General features: G+C 52.9%; 13 protein-coding genes and 2 rRNA genes. 8 read left to right on the plus strand and 7 right to left on the minus strand.

The annotated features are described in order from the left end of the window. The 5 genes from FKG94_RS25450 to FKG94_RS25470 form a co-directional block, all read left to right on the plus strand. Positions 1-236 (plus strand): 23S ribosomal RNA (locus tag FKG94_RS25450); the annotation flags it as partial. A 216-nt stretch (positions 237-452) separates the two neighbouring features. After that, positions 453-568: ribosomal RNA gene (rrf, locus tag FKG94_RS25455) — 5S ribosomal RNA — on the plus strand. A 310-nt stretch (positions 569-878) separates the two neighbouring features. Then, positions 879-2,402 (plus strand): cryptochrome/photolyase family protein, encoded by a 1,524-nt coding sequence (locus FKG94_RS25460; RefSeq protein ID WP_142929777.1) that lies wholly within the window; start codon positions 879-881, stop codon positions 2,400-2,402. Between the two features lie 810 nt (positions 2,403-3,212). Then, positions 3,213-4,505 carry a polysaccharide lyase family 7 protein gene (locus FKG94_RS25465; RefSeq protein WP_179957816.1) on the plus strand — a complete coding sequence of 431 codons (1,293 nt, stop codon included), beginning with the start codon at positions 3,213-3,215 and terminating at the stop codon, positions 4,503-4,505. Between the two features lie 80 nt (positions 4,506-4,585). Further along, positions 4,586-5,332 carry a polysaccharide lyase family 7 protein gene (locus tag FKG94_RS25470; protein ID WP_142929779.1) on the plus strand — a complete coding sequence of 249 codons (747 nt, stop codon included), beginning with the start codon at positions 4,586-4,588 and terminating at the stop codon, positions 5,330-5,332. A 5-nt stretch (positions 5,333-5,337) separates the two neighbouring features. On the opposite strand, the gene FKG94_RS25475 is transcribed toward FKG94_RS25470, so the two are convergent. The 7 genes from FKG94_RS25475 to FKG94_RS25505 form a co-directional block, all read right to left on the minus strand. Further along, positions 5,338-6,057, minus strand: a complete 720-nt coding sequence (locus FKG94_RS25475; RefSeq protein ID WP_142929780.1) for a FadR/GntR family transcriptional regulator — start codon at positions 6,055-6,057, stop codon at positions 5,338-5,340. A gap of 94 nt (positions 6,058-6,151) precedes the next feature. Continuing rightward, the gene (locus tag FKG94_RS25480) at positions 6,152-6,928 is read right to left on the minus strand and encodes an SDR family NAD(P)-dependent oxidoreductase (RefSeq protein WP_142929781.1); all 777 of its coding nucleotides are present in this window, start codon (positions 6,926-6,928) and stop codon (positions 6,152-6,154) included. Positions 6,929-7,067: 139 nt separating this feature from the next. Further along, positions 7,068-8,039, minus strand: coding sequence for a 2-dehydro-3-deoxygluconokinase (kdgK, locus tag FKG94_RS25485; RefSeq protein ID WP_142929782.1), 972 nt, complete (start codon positions 8,037-8,039; stop codon positions 7,068-7,070). Positions 8,040-8,137: 98 nt separating this feature from the next. Beyond that, a complete protein-coding gene (locus FKG94_RS25490; protein ID WP_142929783.1) occupies positions 8,138-9,877 on the minus strand; it encodes a sodium:solute symporter family transporter in 1,740 nt (579 codons plus the stop codon). Between the two features lie 44 nt (positions 9,878-9,921). Next, positions 9,922-12,177 (minus strand): heparinase II/III domain-containing protein, encoded by a 2,256-nt coding sequence (locus FKG94_RS25495; RefSeq protein WP_179957817.1) that lies wholly within the window; start codon positions 12,175-12,177, stop codon positions 9,922-9,924. Between the two features lie 371 nt (positions 12,178-12,548). After that, complete coding sequence (locus FKG94_RS25500; RefSeq protein WP_142929785.1) at positions 12,549-14,747, minus strand: heparinase II/III domain-containing protein; 2,199 nt, start codon at positions 14,745-14,747, stop codon at positions 12,549-12,551. Between the two features lie 31 nt (positions 14,748-14,778). After that, the gene (locus FKG94_RS25505) at positions 14,779-16,923 is read right to left on the minus strand and encodes a heparinase II/III domain-containing protein (protein WP_179957818.1); all 2,145 of its coding nucleotides are present in this window, start codon (positions 16,921-16,923) and stop codon (positions 14,779-14,781) included. Positions 16,924-17,193: 270 nt separating this feature from the next. On the opposite strand from FKG94_RS25505, the gene FKG94_RS25510 reads away from it, so the two are divergent. The 3 genes from FKG94_RS25510 to FKG94_RS25520 all read left to right on the plus strand — a co-directional run bounded on the left by FKG94_RS25510 (position 17,194) and on the right by FKG94_RS25520 (position 21,131). Then, positions 17,194-17,526 (plus strand): cupin domain-containing protein, encoded by a 333-nt coding sequence (locus tag FKG94_RS25510; RefSeq protein WP_142929787.1) that lies wholly within the window; start codon positions 17,194-17,196, stop codon positions 17,524-17,526. Positions 17,527-17,794: 268 nt separating this feature from the next. Next, complete coding sequence (locus FKG94_RS25515) at positions 17,795-19,102, plus strand: polysaccharide lyase 6 family protein (RefSeq protein WP_179957819.1); 1,308 nt, start codon at positions 17,795-17,797, stop codon at positions 19,100-19,102. A gap of 244 nt (positions 19,103-19,346) precedes the next feature. Then, a complete protein-coding gene (locus FKG94_RS25520) occupies positions 19,347-21,131 on the plus strand; it encodes a sodium:solute symporter family transporter (protein ID WP_142929789.1) in 1,785 nt (594 codons plus the stop codon). Positions 21,132-21,175: the final 44 nt, after the last annotated feature.

A 21,175-nucleotide genomic window follows, 5' to 3' on the forward strand; every position in this document is an offset into this window, starting at 1 on the left:
GAGTGAACGAACCGCTGGTGTTCGGGTTGTGATGCCAATCGCATTGCCCGGTAGCTATGTTCGGACGGGATAACCGCTGAAAGCATCTAAGCGGGAAGCCTCCTTCAAGATAAGATCTCCCTCACCCTTTGAGGGTGCTAAAGGGCCGTGGAAGACCACCACGTTGATAGGCTGGGTGTGGAAGCGTTGTGAGGCGTTGAGCTAACCAGTACTAATGGCCCGTGAGGCTTGACCATATAACTGGAGCGACTGGTTGTGGTGACCGTCGTGACGGGTAGACAGTCGGCACGCGATAGCGAGCAGACTGTGTCAGAGACACAGAGAAGACACTGTGCCGTAGTGAACGGCAGGAAAGCAACTTTACCGACCACCGCCCTTTTTGACGACGGCAATGCACTCCCGCTTGAGACCGCAGGAGGGAGATAAGACTCAAGCCCAGTCAAACCGATTTGCCTGACGACCATAGCGAGTTGGAACCACCTGATCCCATGCCGAACTCAGTAGTGAAATGACTCAGCGCCGATGGTAGTGTGGGGTTTCCCCATGTGAGAGTAGGTCATCGTCAGGCTCTTAAACGCCAAACCCCTGCAGGGAATCCTGCAGGGGTTTTTCGTGTGCACGACCGCCCAGACCGACGCTCACGGGAGCGTACCGGTGGTCCGACACATCGGTGCGCCGGTCGGGTCGTCGTCAGGTTCTGAATCCAAAGCCCCTGCAGGGTCACTTGCCGGGGCTTTTTCGTGGGGGGGGAGCGCCTTCGCTGCGTGCCCGGCTCTCCTGGCCACATAAGGATAACTCCAGGCATGTTTGTCGATCCACCCGGGATACCTAGGCGTATATAAGAGAGCTATTTACACCACAAGTACAAGGGAGACGGTATGGGCGCCCTACGTCTTATTCTGGGAGATCAACTCAGCCACACGATCTCCTGTCTTTCCGACTGTGATAAACAGGCCGATACCATCCTGATATGTGAAGTCTGGGAAGAGGCCACTTATGTCAAACATCACAAGAAAAAGATCGCGTTTATTTTTTCCACAATGCGGCATTTCGCCCAAGAGCTAACCGAAGCCGGCTACCAGGTCGACTATATAAAACTCGACGACCCGGGCAATACCGGATCCTTTACCGGCGAAGTTGAAAGGGCGATCCATCGACACCGACCAGAGCAGGTTGTGGCCACCTTCCCGGGCGAATATCGCGTGTTGGAGGGTATGCATTCATGGCCCGAGCTTTTTCAAATTGACCTTGTGATTCGTGAAGACGAGCGGTTCTTATGCTCGCGGGAAGATTTTGAAAGCTGGGCAGCAGGGCGCAAACAACCGCGCATGGAGTACTTTTACCGGGAAATGCGCAAGCGATACAGTATCTTGATGGATGGCGATTCACCGGCAGGCGACCGCTGGAATTTCGACGCCGAAAACCGTTTGTCTCCCAGCCGCAAACTCGCCGTGCCCACACCCTATCACTGTGAGCCCGATGCTGTTACCCGCGAGGTTATGGCGTTGGTAGAGGACCGTTTTGCCGACCACTTTGGTGATTTATCGCCCTTTGGTTTTGCCGTTACCCGGACCCAGGCTTTCGAATCTTTTGCGCTGTTTGTAAAAGAACGCCTACCGTTTTTTGGCGATTACCAGGATGCAATGCTGCAAGCTGAGCCCTGGATGTATCACGCGCATTGCAGCTTTTACCTGAACTGCGGTTTGCTCGACCCGCTGGAGTGTGTGCGAATTGTAGAGCAGGCCTATCGTGATGGCCAAGCATCCTTAAATGCCGCTGAAGGATTTATCCGGCAGATTATCGGCTGGCGCGAGTATGTGCGGGGAATCTATTGGCTGAAGATGCCGGACTACGCCGAAGAAAACTTTTTCGAAACGCGCCGATCGCTGCCGGCTTTTTTCTGGGACGGCGACACATCCATGAATTGTATGCGCCAGTGTATCGAGGAAACAAAACATAACGCTTATGCCCATCATATCCAGCGGTTGATGGTGATTGGGAATTTTTCATTGCTATGCGGCCTCGATCCCGATGCGGTCAACGAGTGGTATCTCATTGTCTATGCCGACGCCTATGAGTGGGTAGAGCTGCCAAATGTGTCGGGTATGATTTTGTATGCCGACGGTGGGTACCTTGCCAGCAAACCCTATGCCGCCAGTGGCGCTTACATTAATAAGATGTCCAACTACTGTCAAAGCTGCCACTATAACGTAAAGGAAAAAACCGGGCCCCAGGCTTGTCCATTCAACTATCTGTATTGGGACTTTCTGCATCGCAACAGAGAAAAACTTCACCGCAACCCTCGACTTGCCATGATCTATAAAACCCTCGATCGAATGCAGGAGCAAAAGGTAAAAACCCTTCAGCGCGACGCCGATGTATTTCTACGAAGCCTCGGGTGAAAAGCGCTACCGGAAATTCGGGCCGCTGAACTGTATCAACTGGTTCAGTCACGACTCTTACCTATTAAGTCATATGGCGAGTAGCGACACCCACTTGAGCTTTGAATGGAAAAAGTGTCAATTGTCCCGATTTATGACCACTGCTCACGATTTCGAAACCTTTCTCTTTTTGATATTGCTATTAACACTTAGCCTGCTGTATATAATAATAATTTAATATTGTAATACAAGATGACTTATGTAAGAATCGGGCAAATAAAAATTAAGGTCCGGTTGGCTCCTTGTTATACCGGCGTGGCGATGTCATCTGTTGAATGCTCTCCAACTCAACGATGTGATGCTTATCCAATTTGAACGCTAACTTACAGTAGCAGTAGTTCTTCTCACGATGAATTTCATTCTGTCGTGTTCTATACGAGCAGGGTGTCGGCAAAGCGAGACGGAAGATTTTGATGATTCGTTTCAAGCCGACAGGGGCAGTTATCGAGAACAGCCGAACCCGAGTTCGGCGGGTTTTGGGTGAGCACAAGCATCTTAGACTTTCGGTTTTTGCTGCGGATACCCGATGGGGAGGTCTGTTTGCGGAGTCAATAAACTACAAATATTTCTCACGCACTTCAGCTTTACGCCGGTGCAAAAGAGGGTGGCTAAGAGTGCTCGCTTTAGCTGCTCTTCAGGCGCAAGTTAAATGTTTTGCACTGTCGATCGGCACCGGATTTAGCAAATAACTAGTAAGGAGGTGACGGTAAGTTATTGAATAGGGTGTTTTACCTTGATGAAAATAAACGAATAGAAAGGTAAGGAATGGCGATGAAAAATTACAGTAGAGATACAAGCCTCGGCTTCAAACCATTATTGATGTCGATTGCACTGGCTCTGAGCAGTCTGATACTCAGCGTTGCCGCGACCGCGCTAACGGTGACAGCCAGCTCAGACGACGGACACGGTCCCGAGAATACCATTGATGGTGACTTATCACCCGAGTCGAGATGGTCGGCTCAGGGCAACGGTCAGTGGATTCAGTATGACCTCGGTTCCACCAAAGTGCTCGACGACGTAGAGATAGCTTTCTACAAAGGCAACCAGAGAGTCAGTTACTTCGATATTCAAGTCGCACAGACCAGCGGTAACTGGTCAACTGTGTTGTCCGGCGGGGCGAGCAGCGGCGCCACAACGGCATTGCAGCGGTTTGAAGTGGCTGATCAAAGTGTGCGCTATGTCCGTATCGTCGGCTACGGCAACAGTTCCAACAACTGGAACAGTCTCACAGAGGTCGTCCTAAATCTGATCGGAGGAAATCCACCGCCACCGCCTCCACCACCCCCGCCGCCCCCGGGAGGTGGCCTTGATCCGAATCAACCTCCTTCCGGCAACTTTAACCTGAACAAATGGAAACTGACTTTGCCGGTCTCAAAGAGTTACTACTTCGGCTCGGGCGGTTCTTCCGCTGCAGAAATATTGCCCGATGGTGAAGGGTCTTCTGACACCCCAATTAACGACGGTTATACCGACCAGGCGTATTTCTATACCGGTAGTGACGGTGCTATGGTATTCCGAACGCCTTTGTCCGGTGGCGCAACCACCACCAATTCCTCTTATGTGAGATCGGAACTGCGGGAGCTGTATAACTGGCAGGCCGGACAATCCACGTCCACGGCGAACTGGCAGAACGAAGGTACCCATATCCTCGAGGGAACCTGCCGTGTTGCCGAGTACTACTCGGGTGATCCGCAAACCATCGTCGGTCAGATTCACGCGAAGAACTCCAGTAAAGCGCTGGTGAAGTTGCAGTGGGACGGACCCAACAAAAGAGTGCGGGCCATTATCAATGAGGACCCCGACAGCGGCAATCCGTTTAGTCTCAATTTTGAGGAGGTGGGTACTAACCAGTTCAGCTACAAATTGATGGTCGAAGATAACAAAGTCACCATCACCGTGGGAAATACCACACGCTCAGTCACTTTTGGCCAGGGCCGTATGAGTTCGAAGTGGGACAACCATGTGTACTATTTCAAAGCGGGCAGCTACCCGCAGGCCGATAAGGACTCGGGCGGCGTATTTGAAGTGCATTTTTATGATTTAAAAGTGAGCCACTCAAACTGATCGTCAATCGAAGACTCGCCTCAGGGATGAGGCTTTAAGTAATCAATGCAATAGACTTCACTCTTGCAGCGGGTTTCATCATGAGCATTTTCAGATATGAAGACAAGAATTCATTGAGCGCCTGCGTTTTTACGGCACTGCTGGCTATTACCAGCACCGTCGGTTTTGCCGACTCCGCTCCTTATCTTTACGGCACCAAGTACCGGGCAGTACTGGATGATTCAAAGTTGCAGGCGCCTACCAGCGCCACGTTGATCAGACGGGGTGATTTTAACGATCCGGATGCCCATAACAGTTATTTTTATATTCCGGATAGCGGCAATAGGTATATGACTTTTACAGTATCCGGGGCCTCAAAGCGGTCAGAGTTGAGACAGATGGAAGAGTGGTATACGTCCGACCCATCCTGGAACAAATTGATTGGTACCTTGCTGGCTGTCGATCCGTTATCGAGCCAGGTGGACCAATTGACCTTTATGCAGATACATGACTCCGAGAGCTTAAACAAGCCGTTGGTGAGGCTGACATGGCGGCGCTCGCGCAGTGGCAAAAACGACCACAATTGGGCTGTTATCAGAGATTCAGCGGGGTCGAGCAGTGACTATACTTATGTTGATATGGGCCCGCGGTCAGACGCGCCGACAAAGTTTGAGATTAAGGTAAGAAACAACCTGTTGACGATTAAAGTGGACGGTATCACTTTTGTCGATAAACGCGATGTTTCTTATTGGCAGCACTTGAGCAGCTACTTCAAGGCCGGGGTCTATTTGCAGGACAGCGGTACCGGCACGGTACAATTCAAGTCATTGAAATACTATTACCAGTAGCACGGTCAGGCGACGTGTACTTTACCGAGCCTGTGCTTATGACTTTTCATCAGTGACAGGCTCGCCTGGTAAGCGCGCTCCGGATCACCTGCCATAATGGCTTCGTAGATGGCGCGGTGTTCATTGAGACAAACGCCGCCGTCTTTTGAGGAAAACTGGAAAAACCATTTGAAAACGGTCGCCAGTACATTGCCGAACGGTGTATAGAAACTGTTATCGGTTGCAATAAAGATCAAGCGGTGAAATTTTGTGTCGACATCCACCCAGGCATTTTGCTCGAAGTCCTCGGCGATGACACACATCTGCTGGAATATCTCGGTCAGTTCAATGCGCTGTTCCTTAGTTGCATTGGTGGCGGTCAGTGCCGAGGCGTGGGGCTCTATTGCCCGCCGCAGTTCCAGGAACTGTACGTAGATATCCTCGGTCGTTTCCGTACCCTCCATCCAACCGAGCAGTTGCGGATCGAGAAAGTTCCAGTTCGATTTGTTGCAGATACGGGTCCCGACCTTGGGTTTGGACTCCACCATACCTTTGGAACTCAACAGTTTTATGGCCTCGCGCAAAGCGGTCCTGCTGACGCCAAACTGCTCACATAACACCAGCTCCCCGGGGATGATGGACTCCTCCTGCAACTCACCGGAGAGGATTTTGATGGCGATTTCCCTGGCAACCTGAACATTTAGGCTACGGGTCGCGCCGCCAATGGTGTTAAATGTTGTGGACATGTGCAGTTCAGCCATAAATCATACAATATACGCAATTATACCGGTGACGGGTAGATAAAGGGAGGCCCACCTCCCCACCGGGCAAAAATGGGACTCAGGGGGACATCTGGCCACCATTCACGTCCAATATCTGCCCGGTGATATAGCCGCTCAGGGCATGGCAGCCAAAAAACAAAAAGGCCGGCGCCACCTCCTCTATGCGGCCAAATCGCTTCATGGCGATGGTATCGGCAATCTTGGCCTTTAATGCGTCGTCTTTGGCGGCGTGGAAGGCGGTATCTATGGTGCCGGGCGCCACGATATTGAAGCGAATACCGTCGGCGGTGAACTCCTTGACCCAGTTGCGGTGGATATCGTGGAGCCAGGCCTTTGAGGCGGCATAAATCCCCGCACCCACACCGCCGCCCTCACGTGCCGCAATGGAGCCGGTACTGATCACCGAAGTCGTCTCGCCGCTTTCCCGGGCGGCGGCGCGCAGATGGGGGATCGCGTATTTGGTGGTCATCAATACTGACCTGGCGTTCAAATCCATGACCCGATCATAAAATTCGTCATCAATATCTTCGAGGTTGGAGCGTCCGCCCAGACCGCCGGCGTTGTTGATCAGAATATCTATACCGCCGAAGGTAGCGACGAAGTCATCGACAAGCTTCTTGCATTCGCTACTTTTTGTCAGGTCTGCGGGGAAGAAGGCAATCTCTGCGCCCGTCGCTGCCAGCGCCACCAGGGTGTCATCTATCAGAGGGCCGCCACTGCGACCGTTAATGCCGACCCTGGCACCCTGTTCGGCAAATACCCTGGCCGCCGCCAGGCCTATACCGGTGGTTGAACCGGTGATCAAGACGCGTTTTCCTTTCAAGCTGTCAAACATATTCGCTTTCCGCTGGGCTGTGAAGTTAGGAGTTAGTGCTTACTTAATATGTCATACAATAATATATATAAATGGTGATAGCAACGAGAACCTATGACAGGTTGGCCATGGCCAAGCGCCCGAAATTAGCCGGTCTTTGCTAGCAATAATTTGAACCTTCGGAAGGGGCGGTCATTTCCGGCATCGCTGCCAGTGGAATAATGGCGCCGCGGTGCTGGATAACAGCGGCCGCAATCTGGTGACCCAAAACCGCACTGGCCTGCGGATTATGCCCGCCCAGGCGCCCCGCCAGATAGCCGGCGCTGAAGGAATCCCCGGCGGCGTTGGTATCGATGATCAGGTCGCGGGCAATGGGACGCGGCGTGACGCTGTAGCGCTCGCCCCGCCTCTCGATCAGGCAGGGGCCCGCCCCCTGTTTTATCACTGTCTCCTCGATCCCGAGTGCTTGACAGCGTTCGAACGTTTCGGCGCTGGCGCTGTCTCCCCAAAGTTCACGCTCGTCGTCAAATGTCAGGCAGGCGATGCTGGTCGCCGCCAGAATATCCCGGTACCACTGTTGTGCGACAGACTTTTGCTGCCACAGTTTGGGGCGGTAGTTATTGTCGAAGACAACTTTGGCCCCGTTGTTCTTCGCTGCCTGCAGTAAAGCGAGTAGTTTTTTTCTGCCTTCGGGTGGTAAGATGGCCGCCGAAATGCCCGACAGGTAGAGATAATCGAATGTGGTTAATGCGGTGAGAGAGTCGGTACCGCTAAATAACCCGCGCGCCGCTGATTGGTCTCGCCAGTAGTGGAAAGAGCGTTCTCCCGCGACATCCACGTCGACAAAATAAAGTCCGGGGAGTTTGTCCTTCACGCGGCGCACATAGTTGCAGCGGATGCCTTCCTGTTGCCACTGTTCCAGCATGGTCGTCGAAAAGCGATCTTGGCCCAGGGCGGTAACATAGTACACCTGATGGTGGTGCACTGACTTGAGGCGGGCCATATAAAGCGCTGAGTTGAGGGTGTCGCCGGCAAAGCTTCGGTGTAATTTGCCGTCGGGATGCTCTTGCAGTTCCACCATGCACTCGCCGATAAAAGCGATACGCCCACCGTTGTCGGGTTGTCGGGTCATATTGGTATATCGTTGCAGTCCAGCTGTTGTTCAATTTTGTAGTATTGTATTACAAAGAGATCGAGGTGTGAATCCGCATATCTCCGGGCGGGCCGGGGCTAATCTTCCGCCGCTACCGCTGACCAGCGCAGCAAGCCCATGCCGGCCAGTATCATCGCAATTCCCATCAGCAGAAATAACGCGTTTCCGGGGGCGCTCCAGCTAAACGCGCACAGTAAGCCGGTCGCCACGCCCAGCAATGTCAGGAGCTTGCCGAGAAACAGGCCTTGTCGGGGATCGGCCGCTCTTTGCTCGAGTGCGGACAGCGGGCGACGCAGGTTCATGGAAAACCGGGCCAGCTCACTCCCCCGCTGGTTTCGTGCGCGGGCAAACCACAGCCGGGTGAGACAAAAGTACCCGCCGGTAATCAGCGCCTGGGCCGCGATGGTGGTCGCGATTTTCAGATCGATGGATTCACGCGCAGTCAGTGGTTGTTCGCTTAATACTGTTCCCAGCCATTGCACCGAAAAACCAAACTGCATAAACAATGATACTGTCAGGCCGACGAGAACCGTGCTCCAGCCCGCCCAGTCGGGGGTTCGGCGCACGACCACCGCCAGCAATGCAGGAATTGCCAAAGGCATCTGCAGCAGGGCGCCAAACAGCATCATCAGATCGAAAAACCCGATGCCCTCCAAGGTGCTGAAAATGAGCGCCATCAGTGTTGCCAGCAGCCCATTTATCAATGTGGTTGTTTTACCTATGCGCAGCAGCCTGGCCTCGGACGGCTCAGCGTGGCCGTACAGCGGGTAAACATTGCGCACGAATATGCCGGCATTGCGATTTAACGCCGTCGTCATCGGCGCAATGGTGGCCGCTATCATGGCCGCCATAATCAGTCCTAATGTGCCGATGGGCATATAGTGCTCAACGAAATACAGGTAAGCGGCATTGCCGGCATTTGCCCCGAGGTTGGGATAGGCCTGTTGCAGCTGGATATTGTCGGCGGCTACAACCCAGGGCGGGATAAACCACAGCACCGGCCCCACCAAAAACAGGAAGCCGGCCAGGCTGGCAGCTCTTTGCGCCTCGGCTTCATTGCGGGTGACCAAAAACCGATAGCAGGTGATCGCGTTGTTGGTGGACAACGACTGTTTAACCAGCATCATCATTGACCAGAACAGAAAAATTGTGGTGATGTTCAAGTCGCTGCCGGCAATGAAGTCAACCGGAAAACGATTGATCAGCTCGGTTGGCCCGCCGGCCTGATAGAGCGCGAAACCGCCGGTCACCATAGTGACCGCCATCAGCATAACGAGCTGTACGACATTGGTTGCCGATACCGTCCACGAGCCGCCGCTGATGGCGATAAACGTCACAATCAGTCCGGTGAAGACAATGGTACCGGTAAGTGATATATCGAACACCGCGGCGGTGAACAGCGCCAGCCCATTGAGCCAGAAAGCGGCGGCTATGGTCGACAGGGGAAATTGCAGCCAGGTAAAGAGTTGCTCTGTCGGCCGGCCGAAGCGCTGGCGTATCACCTGCATGGGTGTTTCGACGCGCAGCTTTCGATAGCGGGCGGCGAAATAACGGGCGGCGATAAAAAAACCTGCGGCATTGCCCCAAAACAATACCAGCACCGCGATGCCGTCCTCAAACGCCTTGCTCGCTGCGCCGGTAAAGGTCCAGGCGGAAAACTGCGTCATAAACGCTGTGCTTCCCGCCATCCACCACACCATGGCTCCCCCGGCGTTGACAAACTGACTGCTGTCAGTGGCGAACTTTCTAAAGCCGAAAGTTGCCGCCAGAATAAAGGTGATATAAGCCGCTAACACGACTCCGTCGATGGTGGACACACGCTATACCTGTTTAAAACTTGGCGCCAATGAGCTGAGCTGCATCAGCGTATGACCAGGTTACCGCTTTCCTCCAGCGAGTAAACTATGGCGCCTTTCTCCACGGAAAAAGCAATTGCGTTGCCGTTTAGTGTAATCGATGTAATGGGCCGCTGTGGCCACTGCAGTTTAAAGCGGGTTTTGCGTTCCACTTCGACGGCGCCGGTATAGCCGGTTTCGCCGTATTCGATCGCCAGGGATACCGGTTCGGTGGTGCGCAGGTAATTCTTGCCCGCATAGTCGATATAAGTGCCTTGCTGTATGGCGAACTGCTGTGTCCCTGCGACGGTCTTGCGTTGCCAGGCGAACGTGGCATCGCTTTCCAAAGCCTCAACTTTTAATTTTTCCCGGCCCGCTTTTTTGAAGAAAATGTCATTGCCATTTGGGCTTTTCACGGTTGCTGCGAGATAGGTCGAAGTCGACAAATCTGATATTTCGGGCGGCGTTTCTCCCTCGCCGAGAGGGTATAGTATTTGAGCGAGCAACGCCTCGCTGGCCTGCTTTTCTATCTTTAGCATCGGCGTTTGCACATAGTCGCTTTTTATATAAGTAGTTTCGCCCTTTTTTATCTCAATCGTGGCATTCGAGTGGAATTGTTGTGTGAGAAGCTGTGCTTCAGGACCATATTCATCGGCGTCATATTGCCAGAAAAATTGTTTCCCTGCGCGCCTCAGCTTTGCCCGCCCGCCGTGAAAGTAGGCGGCAAACCGGCCTTTTTTGCCATCCAGTGTTTTTGCCTCATCGATAACCAGGAAATACTCGTCCTGTATGAAAGCAACGGCGCGTTTTGCATGACCGATCGGCTCGTCCAGATAAAGCCGAAAGGGCGCCGCTTTTTGTTCAAAGTCAAAAAAGGCGGTATTGAGCCTGCTGTCGGACGCCGGTGGCTGGTTTTCCACACTGTCCCCCAGCGGTATATCATTCAGCGTCAGGGTGTTGTGAGCCGGAGCCAACCGGTACCACTGGTAGCGAATATCTTCGCCATAGCTTTTTCTGCTGTAGCCGCTGTCACTGGCCATCATCTGTCCTTTGGCGTAGATGATAAAACTCAGGTGGTCGTGATGGTCGTGATTGTCCGCGTGAGGGACACCGTGAAACAGCAGGAACATTTGCTCCTTATCGTCATCCAGCCATTGATTGCGGAAAATACTCTGGCCGCCGGCCATAAAAATGGTGGGATCGATCGAGGGCGGGCTGCTGCGGACATCCGGGTTGTAAGTGATCAGTTCATACAGTTCTTTCGGGTAGTCCCAGGACGCACCGGTGTAGTTGAAGCCGGTCTTTTTTTCCACCTGATTGAAAGGTTCGAAGTCGGTATTTTCGAACCCCCACTGCAGGATCTCACCGAAAGGTACATCCGGGTTCAGGCGCGACCGGTAAGCCAGATAAGGAGTGGTTACCATTTGCGTCGGTACCGGGCGGATATAGGAATCTTCAATATTCATCATCCAGCCGCGACCGTTGCGGGCAATGAGCCCCCACTCCATCGACGGTAAAAATGTTTCGAACAGATTTACATCGGAGACGTTTTTGTAGTGGTATAGGTAGGGGACGTAGTTGATCCACGAAAATATATAGTACTGCGCGCCCTCACGGTAGATACCATCGGCGCTGAAGTGATAAGCGGTATTGCGGTTGGCTGCTCTATGGGCCTTGGTGAGCCAGTTTTTTGCGTCGGGATGATCAGAGAGCACCAACGCCAGGCTCGCCAGCCCCCAAGCCGGTTTCGAGAGATGGTTGTGGGGACGCTTTGCCCAGGTATCAAGGTCTTTATAAGTGTAGGCAGCTTCTTTGACTAAGCGCCGTCGAATCTCCCGGTCTTCATCGGCGCTGAGAAAAGGCTGAATAAAGTCATAAGCTGCCGCCAGGGTCTGACTCCATACACCGCGATATATCTCATCCACACTTTTATCGATGCCGCTTTTTCTCGGGTCCAGTTGGTAGATAGGGCCGTCGTAGGCCCGCAGTAATGCTTGTTTGGCCCTGTCGAGGTAGTACTGCTTTTGTTTTTTATTCTCTTCAAACAAGAACATAAAGGCATTATAGGCCGCCAGCTGAGTCATATCGCCATAGTACCGGTGGACGGCCTGGTTGCCTTCCTCAAGTTTAACCGGGGGCGGGATAGGTATGGTCAGGTAACGGTGCTCTTTCACCGCCTTCCAGTAGCTGCGCGCGGTTTGGTCTTTTGTAAAGCGGGTCTTTAGTGTATCTATATCGCTTTCTTTAAACCACAGCGATGGGTGTACTTCCCGCTCCGGCAAAATGGCTGTTTCATCAACCTTGAAGCCTGAGTAAGTGGTGTAGTCTGCGCCTGCATAGTCCTTTCCGGCAAAGGACGTGCCACAAGCGAGCAAGCCTGTAAGAATTATTAAACAAGCATAAAGGTTTCCGGTTATCCTGTTGGTGGTTGGGCTTATATATTTCATCTTCGGCATCTTCACCTTCGTCAATTACAAGTTTGTTGTGTGTCGGGCTGCTGCTGTCTGGAGTGAATGACACTTAAGCGAGCAAGTGCCAATTGACCGATCCGCCTCTGGATAGAACTTTCAGAAACACGTTGTAAACTCTTCCCTGGGAACTCGCCTAGGGCGCCTACTGTCGCTTAAGGCGCCTGAAGCGAGCGCCATTGTTATCAGTGGGTTTTTTCTACTGAAAACATATTTTGCCAAGTGTAAGTCTTTCCTGAAAATGTCACGGTGTGCTGCGCCGATGTGTCGGGTTGCGGCTGATTGCTAATCATGACGGTGTAGCAGTTGCTTGCTGTGGTGTGTAGGCGAACAACGGAAGCCGTCTGATCATGCCCGATAACCTCGACGCGACTGATACTGCCGCGGGCATCGGTAGAGGACTCTGTCGCCTCATCGAAGTAGCCGTGAGTTTCATAAGCGGTCGCAAATAACTGGTTCGCCCCCTTTGTTCTGACAATAACGGCAGGTTCGCTGCGTAGATTAAAATCCGGATCGTTGGCACCTGTGCGCGTCATAATAATTTCGCCGCCGCGGGGCACGGCGATTGTAACCGAGTAGTAGCTCTGTCCCATCAGCCAGGAGAGAGAGGCCGAGCCTGGCGTTGCTGCGGTATCGCTGCGGGCCACTTCCCACAGGTGCTGGTAGCCGTTTGCCTGTCCCAGCGGCGCAAGATGTTTGTGGGTCTGATAGGAAAAGTCTGTTTGAATTATTTGTCCATGATAATGAATCGGGTAGTCGTACCGGTGCTCATCGGCGCTCGTTAATCGAAACAGGTCCAGCAACACCGGGCATTCACATTCCTGCAAAGACAGCAGCAAAACGGTGCGCTGCATGTCTACACCGTCATAGTAACCCCCTGCATAGGCGCTCATGCCCTGGCCCGCAGCGTTGTCGGTAATGAAAAAGTGTGGTGTTCCCCAGTTTCTTTCCGCGGCGGCGGTGCTGCCGTCATGCTGGCTTTTTTCATCGACGACAACAGTATTGTGTGCAATCGTCTGCTTACAATAGCTGCTGTTTTCCCGGATATAACGGCCGCCGAATTTAGGCTCGATATTTACCCAGCGCCCGAAACCATAGTCATACAGCACTTCCTGTCCGCGATTAAACCAGCTGAGGTGCAGGCCGTCAAAGTGGCCGTGATCGAGGGCGCTGTGAAGCGTATGATCGCTGCCGTGCTGACCGAACCACAACAGAGCCATATGAGTGTCTCGATGGCGGTCGCTCTGGCGCAGTATGCCAATACCGCCACGGTCACCGGCCGGGCCGTCCCTGAGTAGCACGCTGTCCCAGGTTGTGGCGTGCGAAGGCTGCGCGCTTGCCGCTTTAGCCAGTTCCAGGCCCGCAGCGCTGATCCAAACCGCGTTCTGTTGATTAGCCATCTCTATCAGCTTGGGGTCCTGCGAGTAGCGGCTGTAACAGATGCTGGTCGCTATGAGAACCCCTTCATCCCTGATATTCATAGACCTCGACGCATCATTCAGCGCGGGCAGGGTGCCGTTGGGAAAAGCCGTCGCCATCAGCGCAAAGCTGGTGCGTCTGATAATTTGCTCGTTATAGTTGTAGATATTCAGCTGTGGTTGCCGCCGGGCGATAGCTTCGGCAAATAAAAGCAGTGGCCTGATGGCAAAGCGATGGTAGTAGGGGCCCTCCATATAATAGCCGTCAGCGGAAAACAATTGCGACAATTGTGCTAAGAAGCCGCCACTGGTGCTGTCGCCTTTGAGCCCGTAGATGGCTTTGTCGACAATGGACTGGTCATTGACGGCATAGCCACATAAGCCGACCGCCGCGACAAACCACAGGCCGTGGTTGTGCACGATATCGAAATCGTGTTGATAGGTTTCCGTAAACAGTGAGGCCATTTCCCGCAGCAGGCTATTTTCAATCAGTTGTTTCTGTTCCTCAGTCAATGTCTGTTGGATACAGCTGTACGCGTCCGCCGCATAGAGCAGCCACATACTTTCATTCAGGGTCTGGTGAAACAGGCGCCCGGGCGGGTTGCTGTCGCGACTGGTGTTCAGCGTCAGCGACGGGTATACCTTTGCGTACTGTGTCAGCATTTCGGCGGCATAGTCGCGGTACTGCGGCTTACCCGTAATAAGGAACAGCAGGCCGGCCGAATGCAGGAAAATATAATTCTGCTTGTGGCGATGATGTTCATAGCCGCCGGCTTCACCGTGGCCCGGCACTTCAATGGGGTTGGCCATATATTCAGTCAGCGCTTTGGTCCTTGCCGTAATTGAACGGACCAGTAGAGAGTGCTGTTGTTCGTTTTCACGCTGATCTGAAAGATAGGCCTTAACAGTCGCAGCTTCATCATGGCTCATCAACAGGGGTTGATAGCTGTCTGGATCATAGTTCATCGTCAATTCCGAGGGTTAATTAAGGCCGGTGTTATACACCGGCCACATTATTATCTGTTATGGCAAAGAAGCCTTGCCAGTGGTAAGTGTCGTTTTCCACCTCGACAATATTTTGTGTCTTCGGCGTTACGCCAGGAGCATTGCTGACCATAATGGTCATGTGGATGTCTTTGCCGGTCAATCTGACCACGGAGCCCTGGGCTGTGTGGCCCAGCACCTCAATGCGCTCCAGGGCACCGGTGGCACCCGCGCAGTACTCCGATGCTTCGTCGAAATGCCCGTGGGTTTCAAAAGCGGATGCAAACAGCGTGTCGCCGGCATTTTTTCGAAGTAGCAGGCAGTTTTCCGTGCGCAGGTTGAACTCGGGGTCGTTGGCACCGGTTTGCGCAAAAATCAACTCCGCTGCGGTGCTCGCGGACAGCCAGGTATAGAAGCTTTTGTTCTGCAGCCAGGTGAGCTTTAAGCCGTTTGTAACATCACCTTTAGCCACCTGAAATAAATGTTGGTAGCCATTGTTTGACCCCAGCAGGCTGCGCTGCTCTTTGTCGTAGCTGTAGTCTATATTGGTTTGCATGATCTGGCCGGCGTAATGCAGCACATAGTCGTAGAGATGGGCCTGCCGGCTCGACAGCCTGTAGAGATCGATCAATACGGGAAAATCGAGCTCGGGTAACGATATCAGTAACGCTGTCCTTTGCATGCCAATGTCGCGAAAGTGATGGTTGGCGAACGCGCTCATGGCCTGGGCGTTGCCCTGGCCAATAAAAAAATGGGGCTGGCCGTGCACCTGATCGGCCCGATCGGCTTCGGCATTGTTTTGGCACAGCTGGTCCACCACTACGCAATTGTGTGCAACCGTCTGCCTGGCCCAGGAATGATTCTGGGGCAGATAGCGCCCGCCGAATTTACTTTCCACATTGACCCAGCGGCCAAAGCCATACTCGCGAAGCACTTCCTGGTCGCGGTTGAACAGAGTGATACCGAGCGTATCGAAATGCCCGTGGTCCATGCCGTGCTGGCCATAGTTCATTGTGACCTGGCTGAGGTCGCCCCGCGCGTTTTGCAGGCGCAAGTAGCCTTGGGCACCCCTATTGCCGTCGGGGCCTTCATTCAGTTCGATACTGGGCCAGTGTATGGGCTGCTGCTCTTTTAGAGTGTCGACTTGTTGTGCCAGCGTCTGGGCGCAGGGATGTAACCAGATTCTCCCCTGTCGCTGCGCGACGGCAGTCAGGGTATCACTGTGGCCATAGTGCGAGTAGCCCAGCGCCACGGCGGTCACCACACCCTCGTCCTGTATGTTCATTGTTCTGGAGGCATCATTGAGTGCCGGGAAGTCGCCGTTGGGGTAGGCGGTTGCCAGCAGCGCCTGGATAGTCTTGTGAATCACTCGGTCTTTATAGTTATAAATATCCAGCTCAGGTCTGTGCAGGTGCAGGGCTTCGGCGAATAAGCACAGGGGATGGATCGCGAACCTGTGGTAGTAGGGACCCTCGACGTAGTACCCCGAGGGCGAGAAAAGCCGGCTGATCTGGGCCAGAAAACCACCGCTCTCGCGGTCGCCCGCCTGACCGTCAACGGCCAGGTCAACATACTTTTCTTCTCCCACTGTCAGCGCGCTAATGCCGACGGCTGCGACAGCCCACAAACCGTGGTTGTGTATGCGATCGAAGTCGTGGCGGTAGGTTTCGGTAAAGAGGTGCAGCATCGGGTAGAAAAGCCCCTGCTCTATGGTCTCGCGCTGCTCGCCGGGCAGTGTTTCTTTTATATAGCCATAGCCGAGAGAAGCGAACAGCAACCATATCTGCTCGTTTAAAATCTGGTGAAACAGGCGTCCCGGAGGGTTGGTATTCTTTTGCGGATGGAAGTCCATGTGCAGGTACTGCTTGGCATAGCCGAGTAGCCACTGCCCGGCGAACTCGGCATAGACGGGGTTTTGGGTCAACTGATAGAGCAGGCCGGTGCCTTCTATCAATCTGGCATTTTCTTTGTGCCTATTATGCGCGTAACTTCCCGCCTCACCCTGGCCGGGTATTTGAACGGTTTGCTGCAGATGAGGTTCTAATCGGTTGGACAGCAGCTTTATGCTTCTCGCAATCACTCCCTCACCACGCCCGGCCTGACCGAGATTGTTGAGTCGTTTGGCGGTGGTCAGCGGGAACAGGGTATCATGAGACATCGTCGACATAACCAAATTAGTCAGATTTGTAATATTATAAGGCTAATAAAAGAGCATCCTTACTAAAGTAACACTACCGAGAGATATTTAAAAAAATAAAAAAACATTATTTATCAACTAGATAGCTTTTTTCTCACGGCGCGGTTTTTTTAATATACGTTATCTAAAAATTGCTGTATATTGTATTACAAAAATACATGAAGTGAAACTGATCGACTGATATCTGTTTCGTTGACCGATAGTTTCTAAACCCTGAGCAGGGGAAATGGTATGTCGTTATTTTTCAAAACCGAAGAGCAGCCGTGGGAAGTGGTCGGTGAAGGCATCAAGCGTCAGATAGTCGGCTATACGGACGAGCTCATGGCGGTACACGTATGTTTTGCCAAGGGCGCTGTCGGAGAGTTGCATTCACACGATGAACACGATCAGGTTGCTTTCGTGGCGGCCGGCAGTTTTGAAGTCACTGTAGATGGCGTGACTAAAGTGTTGCGCAAAGGCGATGCTTATACCGCACCTAAAAACGTCTTGCACGGTGCGGTTGCGCTGGAAGATGACAGTGTTTTGATCGATGTGTTTTCTCCCAAGCGCGCTGAATTTCTTTGAACTGCGGCGCTGTTGTGTGTTGCGATAAGACCGCCTTATAAAAAAGCCGCATGCAGGAAATAAGCGCCGAGAGGCTTGGTATCAGTATTACCTTCCGTGAGACCGCTGGTATGGGGTCTCTTTTTTTGATTCGGTTTTAGTCATGAGAGCAACAGCCGCAGAACCGACAAGTTGTTTCCCGGCATCTCCAAGTCTCGGGTTGATTGCCGTTTCGGCGTTGGTTTTTACACTTGCCGGATGTAATAACAGCCGTGCCCCGGCAGATGCTATGTTATCTGGATTGTCCGCCGGCGGTCCGGGATCGGCTTCTCTGTCCGGGCATGCCTGCCCTGGCACCATCACGACTAATGCAGATGAGCTTAACCGCGCATTAAGTGAAGCCGTTGCGGGCAGCGTCATTTGCCTGGCCAACGGTATCTGGAGAGACCTGATTGTCACCGTTGCGCAAAGCGGCAGTCGCTATGATCTGATTACGCTCAGAGCGGAGACGCCCGGAAAGGTATTTATCGAAGGCGAATCGTTGCTCGAGGTCAGGGGAGACTATGTAAAAATAACAGGACTGTATTTCCGCAACGGTCGACCCGCCGACGATAGTGGTGTGATTAAACTGTACGGCGATCATAACCAGCTTACCCAGACCACCATTGACGGCTTTAACGGTAATCGGGATAAGAAATGGGTTTCTCTTTACGGGCAGTATGCAGACGTTAGCTATAATCTCTTCACCGGCAAGACAACCGCCGGTGCCTTGCTGACTGTCTGGCGTGGCGATGACAGGCCGCAGTATCATAAAATACGGCATAACCATTTCAGCAATTACGCCTACGGCGGTGGTGCCAATGGTTGGGAAACCATCAGGCTTGGGACCAGCACACATTCCCAATCTGATTCATATACGCTGATTGAGAATAACCTTTTCGCAGATTGTGACGGTGAAATTGAAATCATTTCCGTCAAGTCAGGTAAGAATACTCTGCGCGGCAATCTGTTTGTTGACAGCAGAGGGCTGCTTACTTTACGTCATGGCAAAGGCAATACCGTTGAAAATAATGTTTTCTTACAGTACGGCAAGGCCGATGGTGGCGGCATACGTTTCTACGATGAAGGCCATGTCATTCGCAACAACTATATGGCGGGCATTCAAACCAGTCTCGATGCGCGCGGGGCCATAGTCGTGCATTCAGGTGTCAACGCGCAGGGCGAAACCGCGGTCCTCAATGCCCAGTGGACGCCGCGCGATGTGCGGGTTGAAAATAATACCATCTACCTGTCTGAACAGAGTTTTGTCTACGGTGGAAAATATAAATACCCGGCCGAGCGCATCAGCTTCAGCGGCAATCTGGTCTATACCGATTTTACGGCACCGATTGTTAGAGCAGACGCTGCGCTGACAGAGGCAAGTTACAGCAGTGAAAAATACTGGGGGGCAGACCTGGGTTTTCCCCCGGTCGAAGGCATAGCCATTGAGGAGTTCTCGCTGGCGCCGGATGGCCAGGGGTTGTATTTGCATGCGACCCTGGGGGCTCAGGCATTGCAGGTATTGAAAGAAAGTGACGTTGGTCCCAGTCAATACTAGTGCTCGAACAATAAGGATTTTCACCTAAATAGGTTTTGGTGTCCTAGCCGACACGGTCTCGATCCGGGTATAGCCCTTCGGGACTCGCCGTGGATACATCCCTGTAGGCTCTACGCCAGCATCCTTGCTGGCGAAGGTCCCGAAGGGCTATACCCGGATCGAGACCTCAGTGCCACCGAAGTGAAAATGTTTGTTGATTGAAGCGCTAGATACTACGGGCCGGTGATGACATAAAGGCTTATCGATGGACTTAAACACCGTTATTATCGTTACCTACTTTTCCTTTCTTATTGGAATCGGTTGGGTATTTCGCAATTTGACCCAAAACACCAGCGATTACTTTCGCGGTGGCGGCAGCATGTTGTGGTGGATGGTCGGCGCATCGGCCTTTATGACGCAGTTCTCGGCCTGGACCTTTACCGGTGCCGCCGGTAAAGCCTATGTGGACGGGCTCTCCGTGGCTGCCATCTTTTTTGCCAACGCCGTCGGCTTTTTGCTCAACTACCTGTATTTTGCCCCGAAGTTCCGCCAGATGCGGGTGGTAACCGTGATTGAAGCGGTGCGGCTGCGGTTCGGCCGCCACAATGAACAGGTGTTTGCCTGGTTTAATATGCCGACCACCTTGATATCGGCGGGTATCTGGTTAAATGGTCTGGCGATTGTAACCTCCTCTATTTTTGACTTCGATATGAATACCACCATTATCGCCACCGGTCTGGTGGTGTTGGTGATGTCGGTCACCGGCGGCGCCTGGGCGGTTATTGCCTCTGATTTTATGCAGATGGTGGTTATCATGGCCGTAACGGTGGTCTGCGCCATTGTCGGGCTGACGAAAGCCGGCGGCATAGTGCCGATCGTGGAGCAGTTCCCCAATGACTTTGTGGCTGGCTCTGATATGAATTACCTCAGTATCCTGGCGGTATGGGCGGTGTTTATCTTTATCAAGCAGATAAGCATTAACAATAATATGCTCTATTCTTACCGTTACCTTGCCGCCAAAGACTCCAACAATGCGCGCAAGGCCGCACTGCTGGCATGCATCTTAATGACGATCGGTCCTGTTATCTGGTTTATTCCGTCCTGGTTTCTGGCCGGCACCGGGGTGGATATTGCTGCTTTACATCCGGAGTGGGGCGACAAGGCGGCCGATGCGGCTTACCTGACGTTTGTTGAATTGTATATGCCCGCCGGCATGGTCGGCCTGCTGATAGCGGCGATGTTTGCCGCGACCATGAGTTCGATGGACTCCGGGCTGAATCGAAACGCCGGTATTTTTGTCAGGAACTTTTATGAGCCGATACTCCGGCAGGGTGCCGGTGAGAAAGAGCTGATGTTTGTGTCCCGCATTGCCTCAACGTGCTTTGGTATCGGCATTATTTTTGTGGCGGTTTTTATCAACTCGCTCAAAGGCGTCAGCTTATTCGATGCGATGATGTATGTGGGTGCGCTCTTGGCTTTTCCAATGACGATACCCGGCTTTCTAGGGTTTTTCATTCGCAAAACGCCGGATTGGGCCGGTTGGTCCACCCTGCTGGTGGGCGCCGCGGTCTCTTACTTTGCCGGTTTCGTGGTGGAGCCCTACCATATTGAGGCGCTGTTCGGCTTGGAACAAGAGCTGACCAGCAGGGAGTGGTCGGAACTGCTGGTCGCTATCGGTCTCACCTGCCACCTGGTGATAACCGGCGGTTATTTCGCTCTGACATCCTTGTTTTATCGCGGTCTGTCTGAGGAGAGAGAGCTTGCGGTCAGTCGTTTCTTTAAAAATATAGACACGCCCCTTGTCAATGAAACGGATACGCAGCACAAGCTGGACAACCGCCAGCGAATACTGCTCGGCAGAATGATTGCGATTTTGGGTCTGTTTGTAACGGCCATGATGGCACTGCCCAACCCGCTGTGGGGGCGGTTAGTCTTCGGCGCTTGCGGCGCGATTATTCTGGTTATTGGTTTTCTGTTGTTTTCGGCGCGAGACCGCAACCTGGACAATCCGGCGGTGGTCCAGCCAGTGAAGCTGAAACCCAGCGCTTAGTTTATGTTTTTGTAAATACCAGGCTACTTTGTATGTCGTAATCA

Origin of the sequence: Exilibacterium tricleocarpae, assembly GCF_007004655.1 — a bacterium.
GTDB lineage: Bacteria > Pseudomonadota > Gammaproteobacteria > Pseudomonadales > Cellvibrionaceae > Exilibacterium > Exilibacterium tricleocarpae.

Bases quoted from the DNA above. Each gene is read 5' to 3' on its own strand.
- FKG94_RS25460 (WP_142929777.1), top strand. From the start codon at position 879: ATGGGCGCCCTACGTCTTATTCTGGGAGATCAACTCAGCCACACGATC.
- FKG94_RS25465 (WP_179957816.1), top strand. From the start codon at position 3,213: ATGAAAAATTACAGTAGAGATACAAGCCTCGGCTTCAAACCATTATTG.
- FKG94_RS25470 (WP_142929779.1), top strand. From the start codon at position 4,586: ATGAGCATTTTCAGATATGAAGACAAGAATTCATTGAGCGCCTGCGTT.
- FKG94_RS25475 (WP_142929780.1), bottom strand. From the start codon at position 6,057: ATGTCCACAACATTTAACACCATTGGCGGCGCGACCCGTAGCCTAAAT.
- FKG94_RS25480 (WP_142929781.1), bottom strand. From the start codon at position 6,928: ATGTTTGACAGCTTGAAAGGAAAACGCGTCTTGATCACCGGTTCAACC.
- kdgK (WP_142929782.1), bottom strand. From the start codon at position 8,039: ATGACCCGACAACCCGACAACGGTGGGCGTATCGCTTTTATCGGCGAG.
- FKG94_RS25500 (WP_142929785.1), bottom strand. From the start codon at position 14,747: ATGAACTATGATCCAGACAGCTATCAACCCCTGTTGATGAGCCATGAT.
- FKG94_RS25505 (WP_179957818.1), bottom strand. From the start codon at position 16,923: ATGTCTCATGATACCCTGTTCCCGCTGACCACCGCCAAACGACTCAAC.
- FKG94_RS25510 (WP_142929787.1), top strand. From the start codon at position 17,194: ATGTCGTTATTTTTCAAAACCGAAGAGCAGCCGTGGGAAGTGGTCGGT.
- FKG94_RS25515 (WP_179957819.1), top strand. From the start codon at position 17,795: ATGTTATCTGGATTGTCCGCCGGCGGTCCGGGATCGGCTTCTCTGTCC.
- FKG94_RS25520 (WP_142929789.1), top strand. From the start codon at position 19,347: ATGGACTTAAACACCGTTATTATCGTTACCTACTTTTCCTTTCTTATT.